Annotated in this window: 15 protein-coding genes; 13 read left to right on the forward strand and 2 right to left on the reverse strand. The window is 73.0% G+C overall.

Annotated elements, in window-relative coordinates; genetic code table 11:
• Positions 1-46 precede the first annotated feature (46 nt).
• From OHA30_RS34105 to OHA30_RS29455, 12 genes are all read left to right on the forward strand, one after another.
• Complete coding sequence (locus tag OHA30_RS34105; RefSeq protein WP_443045135.1) at positions 47-127, forward strand: putative leader peptide; 81 nt, start codon at positions 47-49, stop codon at positions 125-127.
• A 293-nt stretch (positions 128-420) separates the two neighbouring features.
• Positions 421-2,061: an ABC transporter substrate-binding protein gene (locus OHA30_RS29405; protein WP_328916896.1), complete on the forward strand. Its 1,641-nt coding sequence runs from the start codon at positions 421-423 to the stop codon at positions 2,059-2,061.
• 13 nt (positions 2,062-2,074) lie between these two features.
• A complete protein-coding gene (locus tag OHA30_RS29410; protein ID WP_328916897.1) occupies positions 2,075-3,031 on the forward strand; it encodes an ABC transporter permease in 957 nt (318 codons plus the stop codon).
• Positions 3,028-3,873: an ABC transporter permease gene (locus OHA30_RS29415; RefSeq protein WP_328916898.1), complete on the forward strand. Its 846-nt coding sequence runs from the start codon at positions 3,028-3,030 to the stop codon at positions 3,871-3,873. The genes OHA30_RS29410 and OHA30_RS29415 overlap by 4 nt, the downstream gene beginning before the upstream one ends.
• Positions 3,870-6,227 (forward strand): dipeptide ABC transporter ATP-binding protein, encoded by a 2,358-nt coding sequence (locus OHA30_RS29420; protein ID WP_328916899.1) that lies wholly within the window; start codon positions 3,870-3,872, stop codon positions 6,225-6,227. The genes OHA30_RS29415 and OHA30_RS29420 overlap by 4 nt, the downstream gene beginning before the upstream one ends.
• 50 nt (positions 6,228-6,277) lie before the next feature.
• Positions 6,278-7,132, forward strand: coding sequence for an alpha/beta fold hydrolase (locus OHA30_RS29425; RefSeq protein ID WP_328916900.1), 855 nt, complete (start codon positions 6,278-6,280; stop codon positions 7,130-7,132).
• A gap of 123 nt (positions 7,133-7,255) precedes the next feature.
• Complete coding sequence (locus OHA30_RS29430; RefSeq protein WP_328916901.1) at positions 7,256-8,272, forward strand: 2-oxoglutarate and iron-dependent oxygenase domain-containing protein; 1,017 nt, start codon at positions 7,256-7,258, stop codon at positions 8,270-8,272.
• 53 nt (positions 8,273-8,325) lie between these two features.
• The gene (locus OHA30_RS29435; RefSeq protein WP_328918046.1) at positions 8,326-9,135 is read left to right on the forward strand and encodes a DUF427 domain-containing protein; all 810 of its coding nucleotides are present in this window, start codon (positions 8,326-8,328) and stop codon (positions 9,133-9,135) included.
• A 446-nt stretch (positions 9,136-9,581) separates the two neighbouring features.
• Positions 9,582-11,060, forward strand: a complete 1,479-nt coding sequence (locus tag OHA30_RS29440) for an aminotransferase class I/II-fold pyridoxal phosphate-dependent enzyme (RefSeq protein ID WP_328916902.1) — start codon at positions 9,582-9,584, stop codon at positions 11,058-11,060.
• 202 nt (positions 11,061-11,262) lie between these two features.
• Positions 11,263-12,549: a zinc-dependent alcohol dehydrogenase gene (locus OHA30_RS29445; RefSeq protein ID WP_328916903.1), complete on the forward strand. Its 1,287-nt coding sequence runs from the start codon at positions 11,263-11,265 to the stop codon at positions 12,547-12,549.
• Positions 12,550-12,643: 94 nt separating this feature from the next.
• Positions 12,644-13,300, forward strand: a complete 657-nt coding sequence (locus OHA30_RS29450) for a PRC-barrel domain-containing protein (protein WP_328916904.1) — start codon at positions 12,644-12,646, stop codon at positions 13,298-13,300.
• A 513-nt stretch (positions 13,301-13,813) separates the two neighbouring features.
• The gene (locus OHA30_RS29455) at positions 13,814-14,365 is read left to right on the forward strand and encodes an HD domain-containing protein (protein ID WP_328916905.1); all 552 of its coding nucleotides are present in this window, start codon (positions 13,814-13,816) and stop codon (positions 14,363-14,365) included.
• On the opposite strand, the gene OHA30_RS29460 is transcribed toward OHA30_RS29455, so the two are convergent.
• Positions 14,353-14,820, reverse strand: a complete 468-nt coding sequence (locus tag OHA30_RS29460; protein ID WP_328916906.1) for an NUDIX hydrolase — start codon at positions 14,818-14,820, stop codon at positions 14,353-14,355. The genes OHA30_RS29455 and OHA30_RS29460 overlap by 13 nt on opposite strands.
• Positions 14,807-15,580 (reverse strand): XRE family transcriptional regulator, encoded by a 774-nt coding sequence (locus OHA30_RS29465; RefSeq protein WP_328916907.1) that lies wholly within the window; start codon positions 15,578-15,580, stop codon positions 14,807-14,809. Before OHA30_RS29465 ends, OHA30_RS29460 begins: the two co-directional genes overlap by 14 nt.
• 97 nt (positions 15,581-15,677) lie before the next feature.
• Between OHA30_RS29465 and OHA30_RS29470 the strand changes: the two genes are divergently transcribed.
• Positions 15,678-16,370 carry an HAD family hydrolase gene (locus OHA30_RS29470; protein ID WP_328916908.1) on the forward strand — a complete coding sequence of 231 codons (693 nt, stop codon included), beginning with the start codon at positions 15,678-15,680 and terminating at the stop codon, positions 16,368-16,370.
• Positions 16,371-16,500 lie beyond the last annotated feature (130 nt).

The following is a 16,500-nucleotide window of genomic DNA, read 5'->3' on the forward strand; positions in this document are numbered from 1 at the left end:
CACCTCGGCCGTTGTGGGCCACCCGGTCCGCTGTTTGAATGAACCCGTGACCAGGACCACTGCACTGACCCGGAGGCTCCACGTGGACCTTCAGCGCGTCGGTGCGAGCGTGTGTCCGCGCTTCTGAGCTGTCCTCCCTCCTGAGCCGACCGTGCGCCGAGCCACCGTGCTCCGAAGCCACCCGCTGCTCCTGAGCCGCCCGTTCCGGTGAACCGACGCCCGTTCCCGGCCGTCGCGTCCCACTGAACCGAGGGCCGCCCCCACGGCACGCCGTCGCGGCCGCCTCACCTCCCGTACGCCCTCCTCACCGCCCCGCGCCGCCCCGCCCGGGCGCCCCGCCGCGCCGTACGCGGCCCCCGACTCCCGTGCCCGCGCCCTGTATCGGGCCGCCGGGCCGGCCCGCCCACCCCGGAGACCCTCATGCCACAGACCACCGACCCCGCCGCCGGCCCCCAGCGCTGGCAGGACGCCCTGCCGCACCTCTCCCGCCGCGGCCTGCTCACCGCGGGCGCCGGCAGCGCGCTCGCCGCCCTGCTCGCCGCCTGCGGATCGGGTACGTCGGGCGCGCCCGCGGACAGACCCTCGGGCAAGAACAGCACCGGCCCGGTCAGACGCGGCGGCACCCTGCGCGCGGGCTCGCCCCCGCCGCCCACCGCCGTCGACCCGGTCACCGCCTACGACGGCACCGCGATCGCCCTGATCCAGCTGGTCACGGAGTATCTGGTCTGGCTGGACAAGGACTTCACGCTGGTACCGAAGCTGGCCACCTCCTGGAAGTCCGACACCGAGGGCACGGTGTGGACCTTCACCCTGCGCCAGGGCGTCACCTTCTCCGACGGCACCGCGCTGGACTCCGCGGCGGTGAAGGCGAGTTTCGACCGGCTGCTCGACCCGAAGAACAAGTCCTCGGCGCTGTCGGCCTTCTCGACCGTCCTGGAACAGGGCGGAGTCGCCGCCCCCGACCCCTCCACCGTCGTTTTCACCCTCAAGCGCCCCTTCTCCGACTTCCCCTACCTGGTCTCGGCGGGCAACTACAACGCGGTGATCCTCAAGCAGGACTACGCCGGTGACTTCACCGAGAAGGCCATCGGCACCGGCCCCTTCCTGCTCAAGAGCTACAACGTCTCCACCGGCGCCACCTTCACCCGCAACCCCACCTACTGGGACGCCCCCAAGCCCTACCTCGACGGCGTGAACGTCTCCTTCTACGCCGACGACCAGGCCGATCTGGTCGCGCTCCAGAGCGGCGGCATCGACGTCCAACTCCTCAGCCGGGCCGCCCTGGTGCAGCCGCTCGCCGCGGCCGGGGGCATCGCCGTCGACCAGGTCAAGGGGACCGGCGTCACCGTACTGACCCTGCGGGTCGACCGGGCGCCCTTCGACCGCAAGGAGGTACGGCAGGCCGTCGCGTACGCACTGGACCGGCCCGCCCTGCGCGAGGGCGTCGGCGCGGGCATCGGCGACCTCGGCAACGACCACCTGCTGGCGCCGCTGTTCTCCGCCGCGCCCAAGGACATCGAGCAGCGCGCCCTGGACCGTGCCAAGGTCACCGAACTGCTCAAGGCCGCGGGCGTGAGCGAACTGCGCTTCACCCTCACCTTCGAACCGCCGTCCAAGGACTACGCGGTGGCGATCCAGAGCCAGCTCAAGCAGGCCAGCATCACCGTCGACCTGGACCAGCGCTCCTCCAACGACTTCTACGGCGGCGACCAGGCCAAGGACACCCCCTGGCTGTTCACCACCGCCAACCTCGTCGGCTGGGCCGGCCGCCCGGTGCCGAGCCAGTTCATCACGCCCATGGTCAAGAGCGGCGGTGTCTGGAACGGCTCGAAGTACGCCAACAAGGCCCTGGACGCGGCCGCCGACGCCTACGACGCCGCGACCACCGACGCCGAGCGCCGCGCCCAGGCCGAGATCATCGCCAAGGCGCTGCACGAGGACGTGCCGATCGTCGTCAGTTACTGGACCGGCGCCGTACGGGCCTACGACAGCCGGAAGTTCACCGGCGTCCAGGCCCACCCCAGCCAGTTCGTGGACTTCAGCTCGGTCTCCCAGGTCTGACCGGAGGCACCCGATGAGGCACTTCCTGCTGCGCAGACTCGCGGCCGTCCCGGTGACCCTGTTCGCGCTGTCCTTCCTGGTCTTCGCCGCCACCCAGATCCTGCCCGGCGACGTCGGCCGGGTGGTGCTCGGCCGGGAGGCCAGCGACGCGTCCGTACGCCTGCTCGACCACCAACTCGGCCTGGACCGGCCGCTGCTGAGCCAGTACGCGCGGTGGCTCGGCCACTTCGTGACCGGCGACTGGGGCACGTCGTACACGCTGCACACCCCGGTGCGCGGGCTGCTGCTCGACCGGCTCGGGCACTCGCTGCCGCTGGCGCTGACCGCGTTCGCGGTGCTGGTCCCGGTCGCGCTCGGGCTCGGGGTGCTCGCCGGGCTCAGCCACGACCGGCCGCTGGACCGGCTGATCAGCACCGCGGGCCTGGCGCTGGGCGCGACACCGGAGTTCGTCACCGGGATCGTGCTGCTGCTGGTGTTCTCCGTACGGCTGCACTGGCTGCCGGCCTCCGCGCAGACCGACCCCGGCGCGGGCGGCACCTGGCAGACGCTGCGGCACTTCGCGCTGCCGACGGCCGCACTCGTCCTGGTCTGCCTGGGGTACGTGTCCCGGCATGTACGGGCGGGCACCATCGCCGTCCTGGGCAGCGCCCAGGTGCGGGCCGCCCGGCTGCGCGGCTTCAGTAGTCCGCGGATCGTGCTCCGGCATGTGCTGCGCAACGCGGTCGTGCCCGCCACCAGCGCGCTCGGGGTGCAGTTGCAGTATCTGCTCGGCGGGATCGTCGTGGTGGAACTGCTCTTCAACTACCCCGGAATCGGCGCCCTGTTGCTCCAGGCGGCCGTCGACAAGGATCTGCCGACGCTCCAGGCCACGGCGATGGTGCTCGGGGTGCTCTACATGCTGGTGGTGCTGCTGGCGGATCTGGTCTACCGGCTGCTCGACCCCCGGGTCCGGCTGGGGGAGACGGCATGACCGCGGTCACGGCTCCCGCGCCGCTCTCCCGGGTCCGGTCGCGGCCGCCGCTGACGCTGCTCACGGGCGCGGCCGTGGTCGCCGCCTGGGCGGTGGTGGCGCTGCTGTGGCCGCACCTGGTGCCGTACGCCCCCGACACACAGGTGCCGCACGACCGCTTCCTCGGGCCGAGCGGCGCGCACTGGCTGGGCACGGACCAGTTCGGGCGCGACGTCTTCTCCCGGATGCTGGCCGGTTCACGGCCGGTGATGGAGGTCGCGCCCGCCGCCACCGCGCTCGCGATCGTCGTCGGCACGGCGGTCGGCCTGGTCACGGGGGCGCGCGGCGGCTGGCTCGACGAGGTCGTGATGCGGCTGGTGGACGCGGTCGCGGTCTTCCCCGCGGTCATCGCCGCCGTGCTCTTCGTGGCGCTGCTCGGCCACTCGGTGCTGGTGCTGCTGCTGGTCATCGCGGCGGCCTTCGTACCGCTGGTGGCCCGCAGCGTACGGGCGGCGGTGCTGGTCGAGCGCGAGAAGCCGTACGTGGCCGCGGCCCGGCTGCGCGGTGAGCCCGGCTGGTCGCTGCTGCTGCGCGAACTCCTGCCCAATGTGCGGGCCACCGTGCTGGTCGAGGCCACCTCGCGGCTGGGCAACGCGGTGTTCGCGGCGGCCACGCTCTCCTTCCTCGGGCTCGGGCAGCCGCCCGGCTCGCCCGAGTGGGGCGCGTCGATCTCCGACAACCGGATCTGGCTGCAGAACGCGCCCTGGACGGTGCTGTCGCCCGCGCTCGCCATCGCCTCGCTGGTGGTGGGCGTGGCGCTGGTCGCGGACACCCTCAGAAACGGAAAGGACGCGACGCGATGAGCCTGCGTGTGGCCCCCGCCGGGGGCGCGGACGACCAGAGCCCCCACGGCCCGGCCGTCGCCGGCCCGGAGTCCGCGGGTGCGGGCGCCGCAGCCACGGACGAACCGTCCGTCGTGGGCACGCGCGTGCCTCCTGTCCCGGGGCCGGGAGAACCCGCCTCCGGCGGTTCGGCCGCGGGGCCGCTGTCTGCCGCCGCCACGCCGCACGCGGGTGAGCCGGTCACCGGCGGTCCCGGCCTTCGCGGGTCCTCGGGCCGTGTCGCGCCGGTCCCCGGCGGCCCGTCTGTCGCCGACGCGTACCCCGGTGGCCCGGACACGGCGGGACTGCGGGTCAATGGGCTGGGCGTCGCGTACGACGGGCCAGGCGGCGCCGCGCAGGTGCTGCACGACGTGAGCTTCTCCGTCGCGCCCGGCGAGATCTTCGGGCTGGTCGGCGAGTCGGGCTGCGGCAAGTCCACCCTGGCGTACGCCCTCGCGCGGCACCTCGCCCCCGGCGGCCATGTGCTCGGCGGCGAGGTACGGCTCGACGGCACCGACGTACTCGCCCTCGGCGCGGGTGAGTTGCGGCGCTGGCGGGCCGGCCGGCTGGCCTTCGTCCACCAGGACGCGGCCGGTTCGCTCGACCCGACCATGCGGATCGGCGCCCAGCTCGACGAGATCCTGCGGCTGCGCGGCCTGACCCGAGCCCAGGCGTCGGCCCGCACCCTCGAACTCCTCCGCCAGGTACGCCTGCCGGACCCGCACACCCTCGTACGCCGCTACCCGCACGAACTCTCCGGCGGCCAGCAGCAGCGCGTCGGGATCGCCGCCGCACTGGCCGTCGAACCCCGGCTGCTCGTCCTGGACGAGCCCACCACCGGCCTCGACGCCTCCGTGGAGCACGAAGTCCTCTCCCTGCTGGCCGAGTTGCGCGGTGAACTGCGCGCCGCCGTGGTCTTCGTCAGCCACGACCTCGGCCTGGTCGGGCGGCTGTGCGACCGGGTCGGCGTCCTCTACGCCGGGCGGCTGGTCGAAGTGGGCGCGGTTCGGCCGGTGCTGGACACGCCCGCCCACCCGTACACCTCCGCGCTGCTCGCCGCCGTACCGCGGCTCGGCGTCAGCCGAGGGGAGCGGCGGCTGCGCCCGATCCCCGGCGGGCTGCCGCGGCCCGGCGCCACCGGGACCGGCTGCGCGTTCGCCCCGCGCTGCCCGCGCGCCGAGGACGCCTGCCGGGCCGCCGAACCCGCGCTCGACCCGGCCGCCGTCCCCGGCCGCTCGGTGCGCTGCCTCCACCCGGGCCCCGGCGGCGCGACCGTCCCCGCGTCACCCGGCACCACTCCGGCAAGGCGGGAACAGGACGACCGTCCCGTGCTGCTCGAACTGCGCGGCCTCGTACGGTCGTACGGCCGCACCGCGGCTGTCGATCACGTCGACCTGACGATCCATGAGGGTGAAGTCCTCGGCCTGGTGGGCGAGTCCGGCAGCGGCAAGACCACGCTGGCCCGCGCGGTCGCCGGACTCGGCCCGGACGGCAAGGGCGAACTGCGGCTGCACGGAAAGAAGTTGGCGTCCAGGCTGGCCCGGCGGAGCGATGCCGACCGTCGGCGTATCCAGATGGTGTTCCAGAACCCGGACGCCACCTTGAACCCCAGCCACACCGTACGCACGGTGCTGACCCGGGCGCTGGCCACGCTGGCGGGTCCGGAGGGCCCCGGCGCGCTGGACCGGCTCACCGAGCGCACCCGGATCGACCCCGATCTGCTCGACCGCAGGCCGGACCGGCTCTCCGGCGGGCAGAAGCAGCGGGTCGCCATCGCCCGCAGCTTCGCCGGGTCGCCCGACCTCGTGGTCTGCGACGAGCCCGTGTCCTCCCTGGACGCGAGCGTGCAGGCCGGGGTCGTGGAGCTGCTGGCCGAGCAGCGCGACCGTACCGGCACGTCGTACCTCTTCATTTCGCACGACCTGGCCGTCGTCGGCTACCTCGCGGACCGGATCGCGGTCATGTACCGGGGCGCGGTCGTCGAGAACGGCCCGGCCGCCGATGTCCTGCACGGGCCCTCGCACCCCTACACCGCCGTGCTGGTGGCGGCCGCCTCGCGGGCCATGGGCCCGGTCGACACGGCCCCGCGGCCGGCGGGTCCGGTACGCGCCGGGGCCGGCTGCCGCTTCGCCGACCGCTGCCCGCGCCGGATCGACGGGCTGTGCGACCGGGAGGTCCCGCCGCCGCGCACGGTCGGGCCCGGCCATGTCGTCCACTGCCACCTCGACGTCGACGCGCTGCCGGTGTGGCGTGCGCCGACAGAGGTCCCGACAACGGCCGCGACCCCGACCCCGACCGAGGTCCCGACCGCCGCCGTACCCGACCCCCTCCCCTGACCGCCGACGACCACCCCCTCCACCGTCCGACCAGACCACGGGAGCGCCCTGTGACCCAGCCCCTCGCCGCCACCCCGGCCGCAACCCCGGCCCAGGAATTCGCCGACCTCCTCGACGGCCGGCCCGCGGACTTCACCCCGCCGGTGATCCAGCGCCGCTGGCTCAATGTCACCGCGGGCGGCCATGTCAGCGGCGTGTTCTGGCACGCCGACACCCCCGGCGTACTGCTGCTGCACGACGCCGGGTCGAGCGCCCGCGCCTGGGACGCCGTCCTGCTCGAACTCGGCCGCCCGGCCGTCGCCGTGGACCTGCCGGGACACGGCAGGTCCAGCGCCCGCCAGCGCGGCGACTACCGCCCCCGGCGGCTCGCCGGTTCCTTCGTCGAGGCCGCGCACTCCTTCGCCCCGGCCGGAACTCCCGTCGTGGGCACCGGACTCGGCGCCCTCACGGCCGTGGCCGCGAGCGCCAAGGCACCGGGCCGGCTCGGCCGCGTCGTGCTGGTCGACACGCTGCCCGGCGCGCTCGCCGCGCTCGGCAACCCCTGGCCCACCGCCAGCCCGGACTTCGCCGACCCCGAGGAGGCCCGCGCCTGGCTGGCCGAGCGCCGCGGCGCGGCGGACGACCGTACGGTCCGGCAGGAGACCGTCCAGGGGCCGGACGGCCGGTGGGCCTGGCGGCACCGGCTGGGCGACCTGCCGGACAACGCGCCCGCCACGCTGGACGACGAGACCCTGTGGGAGCGACTGGCCGCCCTGCCGGCGCCGTTGCTCGTCCGTACGGCCGGCGGTCCGCTCGACGACACGGCCGCCGACCGGTTCACCGCCGAGGTGAAGGACGGCGAGACCGTCACCGTGGAGCCGGGTCCCGCCGCCCTCGCCGCCCTGCTGCGCGACCTGCTCCCCTGACCGGCCGGCCTCCGAGACCGAGCCCGGCGACCCACCGCGCCCAACGGCCCCGCGCCCAGCGCGCGTTCCCACCGTCCACCCCACCGAAAGCACCGGCCCGCCCCTCGCAACAAGGAGATCACCGTGTCCGTAGACATCCCCGTCGTCGACCTGCAAGCCGCGCTTGCCGACGACGCCCCCGAAGAACTGCTCGCCGCCGTACGCGCGGCCGCCGAGCAGATCGGCATCATCCAGGTCGTCAACCACGGTGTGCCGCAGGAGGTGATCGACGAGTTCCACACCACGGTCGGCCGGGTGCTCGCCCTGCCGCGCGCCGAGAAGGAGCAGCTGGCCAGCCCCACCGGCCACCCCTCCCGCGGCTGGCGCCAGTGGCCCGACGACTTCGGCCGGCTGGAGCTGGAACGCATCAACATCGGCCAGTACGACAACCCCGAGGACGCCCTCGCCGCCGGACTCACCGCCGAGCAGGCCCAGCTCTTCGCCCACGTCAACGTCTGGCCCGAGCAGGAACCGGCCCTGCGTGCGGCCGCGTTCCGCTACCGCGACGCCGTGGCCGCCGTCGGCCGCCGCGTACTGGCGCTGTACGCACGGGTGCTGGGCGTCCCGGACGACACCTTCCCGGTGGACGAGGACGGTTACTCCACCTTCGTCGTCAACGACTACCCGACCTGGACCCACACCGACACCGCGGCCGACGACGAGAAGCTGCTGCTGCTCGAACACGCCGACGGCTCCGTGGTCACCGTCCTGCACCAGGAGGGCGACTACGCCGGACTCCAGGGCCAACGCCCGGACGGCAGCTGGCAGTCCGTGCCGATCCTGCCCGGCGCACTCCAGGTCTTCACCGGGTCGCTGCTCACCAACTGGACCGAGGGACGGCTGCGTCCGGGCCGGCACCGGGTGGTCTCCGGCGGCACGGTGACCCGCCGGTCCTCCGCGGTCTTCCTCTACCCCACCCTGGACAGCGTGGTCGAGCCGCTGCCGCCGTTCGCCGACCCCGACGACTCGGACTTCGAGCCGGTCTCGATCTGGGAGCAGGCATCCGGCAGCGTCGAGGAGTACCTCCAGGTCTTCGGCCGCCCGGAGCAGGTCGCCGCCTGGCGCGAGGGCCGCCCGTACATCGCGGAGCTGGCCCAGTGAGCGCCCGTACAGGGGCGGTTGACCCCGCCGCCGAGACGGTGGAGGACGCGGCTGTGGGTGTCGAGCTGCGGGCGCCGCTGCCGGAGAACGTCCTCACCTGGGAGCCGAGCGAGCGCCGGGTGCGCGGCGTCAAGGGCGGCACCACCGTCGTCGACAGCCGCCGCCCGATCCTGGTCTGGGAGCCGGGCCGGCCCGTACCGCTCTACGCCTTCCCGCGCGAGGACGTCCGCACCGAACTGCTGCGCCCGGCCGCCGACCCCGAACTCGGCGCGCACAGCGGCTCGCAGCTCTTCTACGACCTGGTGCTGGACGGCGAGACCTCCGCCGGGGCCGCGTGGACCTTCCCCGGGGAGGAGCTGGCGCCGTACATCGCCTTCGAGTGGTTCCGCGCCCAGGGACGGGGACTTGACCACTGGTACGAGGAGGAAGAGGAGATCTTCATCCATCCCCGTGACCCGTACAAGCGGATCGACGCGCTGACCGGCAGCCGTCATGTGCGGGTGGAGATCGACGGCGTGCTGGTCGCCGAGAGCCGGCGGCCCGTACTGCTCTTCGAGACGCGGCTGCCGACGCGTTACTACCTTCCGCGCGAGGACGTACGGTTCGATCTGTTCACGCCGACGGATCTGCACACCGGCTGCCCGTACAAGGGCACGGCCGAGTACTGGTCCCTGACCGACGCGGGCGAGGGCAGCGCGACGCCGCCCAACATCGCCTGGAGCTACCCCGAGCCGCTGCCCGCCGTCGAGGCCATCTGCGGTCTCGTCGCCTTCTACAACGAGGCCGTTGACATCAGCGTCGACGGCGAGCCCCAGGAACGCCCGGTCACCGGCTTCACCGAGTCGCTGAAGTCGCAGGTCTGACGTCCCGGGGCTGAGGTCCCCGGGGTCGGCGTTCGCGGGACAGCCAGTACGTCGCCCCGGCCGGAGGAGGGAGCCGGCCGGGGCGGCTGCCGGGCCGACCGCACTTGGGTGGTTTGGAGCGCAGGGCCCGGATGGCAGCGAACGGGTGACTACCGGGACAAGCCGGGTAGGCGAAGCCCATGACCAACCAACGCCGTACCCCGCACCTCATCCGTGACCTGCCGCCGGAGGTCGAGACGCCTGACCTTCCAGGAGCGGCGGGCCCGAGCCGTGATCGGAGGCGCGATCCGAGAAAGGACCGCCCCGCCGGGCCCGACCGTTCCGTCCGGCCGGTGGGCGGCGCCCGCGAGTAGGCGGACCGGGCAGCCGCACTTCGAGAGTACTTCGGGCGCCGCCGTCACCCGGACGGACCGTTTTCCCGGCTGAACCCCGGGCAGAGGCCCGTCATGGATCACGAGCAGGCACCGGTGCTGGAGGCCCTGGCGGCCTACCACGCCACCCGCCAACTGGCTTTCACCCCGCCCGGCCACAAACAGGGCCGGGGCGCCGATCCGCGCGTGGTCAGGGCGCTGGGGTCGCAGCCGTTCCGCGCCGATGTGCTGGCCGTCGCGGGGCTCGACGACCGGACCTCGTCCGGGGACGTGCTGGCGCGGGCCGAGGCGCTGATGGCCGACGCGGTCCACGCCGAGCACACCTTCTTCTCCACCTGCGGCAGCTCGTTGTCGGTGAAGGCCGCGATGCTGGCGGTGGCCGGGCCGCACGAAGAACTCGTCATCAGCCGTGACGCGCACAAGTCCGTGGTCTCCGGCCTGATCCTCGCGGGCATCCGCCCGGTGTGGGTGGACCCGCAGTGGGACCCCGAACTGCACCTCGCGCACCCACCGGCCCCCGAGGCGTTCGAGGCGGCGTTCGCCGCGCACCCCGACGCCCGGGGCGCCCTGGTGACCAGCCCGACCCCGTACGGCGCGACCGCCGATCTGGGCGCGATCGTCCGGCTCTGCCACGACCGGGACCTGCCGGTGATCGTGGACGAGGCGTGGGGCGCGCATCTGCCGTTCCACCCCGCGCTGCCCGCCTGGGCGATGGACGCGGGCGCGGACGTCTGTGTGACCTCGGTGCACAAGATGGGCTCCGGCTTCGAACAGGGCTCGGTCTTCCACCTCCAGGGCTCCCGGGTCACCCCCGCGACCCTCAAGAGCCGCGCCGACCTGCTGGGCACCACCAGCCCGTCGGTGCTCGTCCTCGCCGGGCTCGACGGCTGGCGGCGCCAGATGGTCCAGCACGGCGAGGAACTGCTCGGGAACGCGCTGACGCTGGCCCGGCGGGTGAGGGCCGCGATCGGCGAGATCGGCGGCATGCGGGTCAACGGGGGCGCGGACTTCTGCGGCCCCGGGCGCGCCTTCGACCTGGACCCGCTCCAGGTCTTCGTCGACCTCGCGGGCCTGGGCATCAGCGGCTACCAGGCCGCCGACTGGATGCGTGATCAGCATCAGATCAACCTCCACCTGAGCGACCACCGCCGGATCAGCGCCCAGCTCACCCACGCGGACGACGACGAGAGCGCCGGCCGGCTGCTGGCGGCCCTGCGCGACCTGTCCCGGCAGGCCGGCTCCTTTCCCACCCGGCCGGTCGTCGCCGTGCCCGACCCGGGGCAGCTGCGGCTGGCGCAGGACATGCTGCCGCGCGACGCGTTCTTCGGGCCGGTCGAGCAGGTCCCGTGGGAGAAGGCGGCCGGGCGGGTCGCCGCCGAGATGCTGACCCCGTATCCGCCGGGCATTCCGGCCGTACTGCCGGGGGAGCGGCTCAACGCCGAGGTGATCGGCTATCTGCGCTCCGGTGTCGAGGCGGGGATGGTGGTGCCGGACGCGGCGGACGCGCGGGTGCGGAGTGTGCGGGTGGTGGTCGAGGGGGTGCGGGGGCGCTGACGGCGCCCGGCTTGGGCGGGCGCTCGGGGCGGGCGGGCGTGGGCGTGGGCTGACGGCGGCCGGGCGTGGGCGGGGGCCAGGATAGGGCGTCGCGGGCTGTTCCGCGAGCGGGGTGGGCCGTCCGGGGGTGTGCCGTTTCTCCAGGACGCGTCCGGGCACCCGAAGTGCGTTCACCCCCCCGCACGAGGACAGAGGAGCGCTCATGAAGGCCGTTGTCTGGCACGCCATCGGTGACATCCGACTGGAGGACGTGCACGACCCGAAGATCCAGGACGCGACCGACGCGATCGTCCGCATCACCTCGTCGGCGATCTGCGGCACGGATCTGCACTTCGTGCGCGGGACCATGCCCGGGATGCGCGAGGGCCGGATCCTCGGCCACGAGGCGGTCGGCGTCGTGGAGGAGGTCGGCGCGGGCGTACGCAACCTGCGGCGGGGCGACCGCGTCGTCGTCCCCTCCACGGTCGCCTGCGGCACGTGCAGCTACTGCCGGGCCGGCTACTACGCCCAGTGCGACAACGCCAACCCCGGCGGGCCGCGCGCGGGCACGGTCTTCTTCGGCGGCCCCGAGTCGGCCGGCGGACTCGACGGCCTCCAGGCGGAGTACGCCCGGATCCCGTACGCCCATGTCGGCCTCGTACCGCTGCCGGAGAGCGTGGACGACGCCCAGGCGATCCTGCTCTCCGACATCTACCCGACCGCGTGGTTCGGCGCCGAACTCGCCGAGGTGGGCAGCGGCGACACCGTGGTGATCATGGGCGCGGGGCCGGTCGGGCAGGCGGCCGTCGGCTGCGCCCGGCTGCGTGGCGCCGGGCGGATCATCGTGGTCGACGGCGTCGCCGACCGGCTCGAACTGGCCCGCCGCCAGCACGCCGAGGCCGTCGACTTCAACGCCGAGGACCCGGTCGACGCGATTCTGGAGCTGACCCGCGGTATCGGCCCCGACCGGGTGATCGACGCGGTGGGCGTCGACGCGCAGAGCCCGGCCCACGGGCCCGCCGCCAAGGCGCTGGCCGGGCAGGCCGAGCAGTTCCGCCACGAGCGCGACGAGGCCGCGCCCGAGCGGCACCCCGACGGCGACACCTGGATCCCCGGTGACGCGCCCTCGCTCGCGGCCCGCTGGGCGGTCCGGGCGGTGGCCAAGGCCGGCACGATCGGTACGGTCGGCGTCTATCCGCCGCAGGTGCAGCACTACCCCTTCGGCGAGGCGTTCATGAAGAACCTCACGCTCAAGGCGGGCAACTGCAACCACCGGCGCTACATTCCCCACCTGGTCGACCTCGTGGCCTCCGGCCAGCTGGACCCGACACCGCTGATCACCCGCTGGTCCGACGTCAGGAGCGCGATCGACGCGTACCGGACGTTCGACCGGCGCGAGTCCGGGTGGACCAAGGTGGCGCTGGAGCTGGCCAGTGAGGGGTCGGTGCCGCCGGGGCTCGGCCAGGGCGCCGGGACGGGCGCGTCGACGACGGCGGGGTCGTACGGGTAAGGCTTCGCGCGGGTGCGTCGGCGCTCGCTTACCGGGAAGACGGGCCGTAACAGCGCCTGTCGACCGGGCGGCCGAGCCGACCAGGGGAGCGCGCATGAGCGCCACAGCCCAGTACGCCATTGGCACCGAAGTCCGCTGCGAGGACGGCGACTGCGGCCGGCTGGACCGGGTGGTGGTCGATCCGGTGAAGTCCACGCTCACCCACCTGGTGGTCCAACCTCCCACGGGGGCCAAGCGGTTGGTCCCCGTCGAACTCGCCTCGGAGCGGGACGACGGGATCGCGCTGAGTTGCGACGTGGAGGCGTTCGTCTCGCTGGAGACCGCGGAGGAGACGGAGTTCCTGCCCGGCAGCGGCGACCAACTCGGCTACCGGCCCGACGAGTTGTTCGTCTGGCCGTTCTTCGCGCCCAACGCCGGTGTGCTCGGCATGGGCGCGCCGGTGATCGTGGCGCCCGGGTACGAGGACCGGCCGACGACGATCCACGAGCGGGTGCCGGCCGGTGAGGTGCAGATCCGCAGGGGCGAGCGGGTCGAGGCGTCCGACGGCGAGATCGGCCGGGTGCACGGCCTGGTCGTGGACGAACGGGACCACAGCGTGACGCATGTGCTGCTCAGCGAGGGCCACTTGTGGGGACGCAAGACCGTCGCCATCCCGATGAGCGAGGTGACGCGGGTCGGCGAGGCGGTGCGGGTGCGCCTGACCAAGGCGCAGCTGAACGAGCTGCCCGACGCGGGGGTCGGCGAGGGCTGAGTGCCGCCGGACGCTCTTGGGCTTGCGGCCGCCCCCTACGCGGGTTCCGGCGTGCCGTCGCCGAAGGGGGCCGGGCCGCTGCCGGTGACCGGAATGACACCCGTGCCGACGGTGACCTCCGGCAGGTGCAGGGCGTCGGTCCGGTGCCGCTACCAGGGCGCCTTGACCACGTACCCGAGGGCCACGAGGCCGGCCCCCACGGCGAGCAGGGAGGGGGGAGCCGAAGGGCCAACTGAGCACGATCAGCGCGGCGCCCGCACCCCACAGCCTGGGCCGCCGCACGCCCCGCCCCAGCCACCGCCCCGGAAGCCGCCCGAGCAACAGTGCATGAAGCGCGACGCTCGCCCCACCCACGCCGACCACCACCAGCCCGACGCCCGCCGCGATCACCACCGCCCCCACCGCCCCCTGCCCCCTCGCCTGCCGACACCCGCCCAGGCACCTCCGTGTGCGAGCCTGGCACAACGCGGCTACGTATACGGCATGCCACCGCGTGATCACCAGGGAGGTCTCATGACATGGGCGTGGCGGGTCGCCGAGACCGAGTTGGCCGATGCGCTGCCTCGGAGGTGGGCCCACTCGCAAGGCGTGGCCACGCGGGCGGCTGGGCTGACGCAGATCATGGGTCCCCGCACCGAACTGCTCACGTCGGCAGCCGTTCTGCACGACGTCGGTTACGCGCCTCGGCTGGCCCTCACCGGGTTCCACCCGTTGGACGGCGCCCGATTTCTGCGTGACGAACACGGTGCTGATGAGCGCGTGACGCGGCTGGTGGCCAATCACACGTTCGCGCTGTTGGAGGCGGAGGAGCGGGGACTGAGGCCGGTGCTGGAGGCGGAGTTCCCGCTGCTGGAGGACCGGTCGCTGGTGGACGCGCTGGTGTACTGCGACATGACGACGACGCCGTCCGGCGAGCCCACGAGCGCGCGGGAGCGGGTGGCGGAGATCGTCGGTCGATACGAGGCCGGCAGCATTGTGGGCCGTTTCATCCTTCGGGCAGCGCCGGAGATTTTCGCGGCCGTCGGGCGTGTCGAGGCGGCCTTGGCGGCGGGTCAGCCGAGGTAGGGGTAGGTGCCGGCGAGGTAGTCGCCGATTTGTTGGCGCATGCTGGGATGGATGTCGTAACTGTCGAGGTCTGCGGGAGTGATCCAGCGGACGCCGTCGGCTTCGTCGTTGACGGTGGGTTCGCCGCCGACCGGTCGGCCGATGTACGTGTTCTCGTACTGCTGTCGGATTTCGCCGTCGGTGTAGGCGACGATGTGATCCGGGTTGGTGTAGATACCGAGGAAGCCGGTGATCTCCGCGGTGATGCCGGTTTCTTCGAGGCACTCGCGGACAGCGCATTGGGCGGCGGTCTCGCCGATGTCCTGGGCGCCTCCGGGCAGGGCCCACTGGCCGGTGTCGCGGCGCCGCTGGAGCAGGATCGCGCCCGCGGGATCCACGACCAGGAGGTTGCTGGCGGGGATGAGGGTATTGGCCTTGGGCGCGTCGGGGTCGTGGTAGTACTCAGTCCTGCCCATGCGTGTGGATTCCCTCCTGGTCGGGTGTCCAGGGGCGCGCGCTCGCCCAGACGGCGTCGAAGCTGTGAGCGTAGTCGTCGAACCAACCCCCGTCGCCAGACCACTTGAGGTGAAGGACGGGGTTGGCGCTGGCGGGCTGACCGTAGACATGCGGGTTGACCAGCAGCGTGTCGTCGTAACGGAAGAGGGAGTTGTAGAGCGTCGTGTCATGAAGGCGGACTTCACAGCCGGGCACGGCCGGCAGCGCGCGGTAATAGAAGAGCGAGGCTCGGATCTTGGCGGCCAGGGTGTCGCCGATACCTTCCTCGCGGCCCCGGTTGGCGACCGCGTGGCCGTCGGGCAGGCCGAAGCAGAGCCGTACGCGGACTCCCGCGGCGGCGCGGTCGGCGAGCATCCGGGCGACGTGCGGGTTGCTCTGGGCGAAGAAAGTTCCGGAGAAGACCAGCACGTCGATCTGTTCGTCGGCCTGTTGGAGCAGGGACAGCCACATATCCCGGGGAACGCTGGCCCGGTTCTGGTAAGTGCCGATCATTTCGGTACCTTTGGCGCCCGCTGCCGTTCTGCTGAGGGGCTGAGGCGAGGGCCAGAGGAAGGTCTCCTCGACGCGCAGGTGCTGAGCGACGCGATAGCGGTGCCGTGGGTGCGGAATACGTCCACCGAGCCACCGGCCGACCGTTTTCGGGTCGACTTCGCAGGCTTCGGCGAGTAACTCCGGTGTGACCCCGCGCTGGGCGAGTACGGAGTGGAGTCGCTCGTTCACAGAGCACATACAAGCCGAGAGCGGTACGGGACGGCAAGCCGGTTCGCCTGGCCCACAGCGGAATCGGCCGTTCCCCCACGGCGCTTACGCTGGCTCTATGGCGCTCATTGTTCTGTGGGACATCGATCACACGCTCATCGACAACGCCGGTGTGAGCAAAGAGATTTACGCCGCCGCCTTCGAGGCGGTGACCGAAAGGCGTGCAATGTGGGCCGCTGTCACCGAGGGCCGCACGGACCGCCTCATCATGCGCGGCATGTTCCGGCGCAACGACGTCGCGGAGCCCGCATGGCCCGAGGTCGAGGCCGCGCTCACCCGGGCGGGGGAGGATCGGCTGGGGGAACTCCGCAGCCGGGGTTCGGTGCTGCCCGGCGTAGCGGAAATCCTCAAGGCCGTTGCCACACAGCCCGGTTGGGTGTCGTCGGTGCTGACAGGCAACATCGCCGCCAACGCCCGGGTGAAGCTCTCGGCCTTCGGCCTGGACCCCCTGCTGGACCTGGCCGTAGGAGCGTACGGAGCCGACGCCGAGGAGCGTCCGCACCTGGTGGACGTGGCCCGCAGCCGAGTCCGGCTCCAGCGAGGTCTTCCGGCCGACACCCCGGTCGTCCTGATTGGCGACACCCCAAGGGACGTCGAAGCCGCTCAGGTGTCGGGCGCGCGCGTCATCGCCGTGGCCACCGGCGTCGACAGCCCGTCCGCCCTCGCCACGGCCGGCGCGTCCGTCGTCCTGCCGGACCTGACGAGGACCGAGCACGTCCTGCGCCTGTTGGGAGACATGGAGCGGGACTGAAAACGTCCCGGGACGTCCTCGGACCGTCCCTCAACGCGGTGACGCGGTCCCGTACCGTCCAGCCATCGTCAGGGCCCGAACCAGGGAACACGCCCAGGAGGACCCGACGTGATCACGGAAATCACCGGTA

Origin of the sequence: Streptomyces sp. NBC_00223, assembly GCF_036199905.1 — a bacterium.
Lineage (GTDB): Bacteria > Actinomycetota > Actinomycetes > Streptomycetales > Streptomycetaceae > Actinacidiphila.

Excerpts from the sequence above, each read along its gene's own strand:
- OHA30_RS29405 (WP_328916896.1), top strand. The coding sequence starts at position 421 with ATGCCACAGACCACCGACCCCGCCGCCGGCCCCCAGCGCTGGCAGGAC.
- OHA30_RS29410 (WP_328916897.1), top strand. The coding sequence starts at position 2,075 with ATGAGGCACTTCCTGCTGCGCAGACTCGCGGCCGTCCCGGTGACCCTG.
- OHA30_RS29415 (WP_328916898.1), top strand. The coding sequence starts at position 3,028 with ATGACCGCGGTCACGGCTCCCGCGCCGCTCTCCCGGGTCCGGTCGCGG.
- OHA30_RS29420 (WP_328916899.1), top strand. The coding sequence starts at position 3,870 with ATGAGCCTGCGTGTGGCCCCCGCCGGGGGCGCGGACGACCAGAGCCCC.
- OHA30_RS29440 (WP_328916902.1), top strand. The coding sequence starts at position 9,582 with ATGGATCACGAGCAGGCACCGGTGCTGGAGGCCCTGGCGGCCTACCAC.
- OHA30_RS29445 (WP_328916903.1), top strand. The coding sequence starts at position 11,263 with ATGAAGGCCGTTGTCTGGCACGCCATCGGTGACATCCGACTGGAGGAC.
- OHA30_RS29450 (WP_328916904.1), top strand. The coding sequence starts at position 12,644 with ATGAGCGCCACAGCCCAGTACGCCATTGGCACCGAAGTCCGCTGCGAG.
- OHA30_RS29455 (WP_328916905.1), top strand. The coding sequence starts at position 13,814 with ATGACATGGGCGTGGCGGGTCGCCGAGACCGAGTTGGCCGATGCGCTG.
- OHA30_RS29460 (WP_328916906.1), bottom strand. The coding sequence starts at position 14,820 with ATGGGCAGGACTGAGTACTACCACGACCCCGACGCGCCCAAGGCCAAT.
- OHA30_RS29470 (WP_328916908.1), top strand. The coding sequence starts at position 15,678 with ATGGCGCTCATTGTTCTGTGGGACATCGATCACACGCTCATCGACAAC.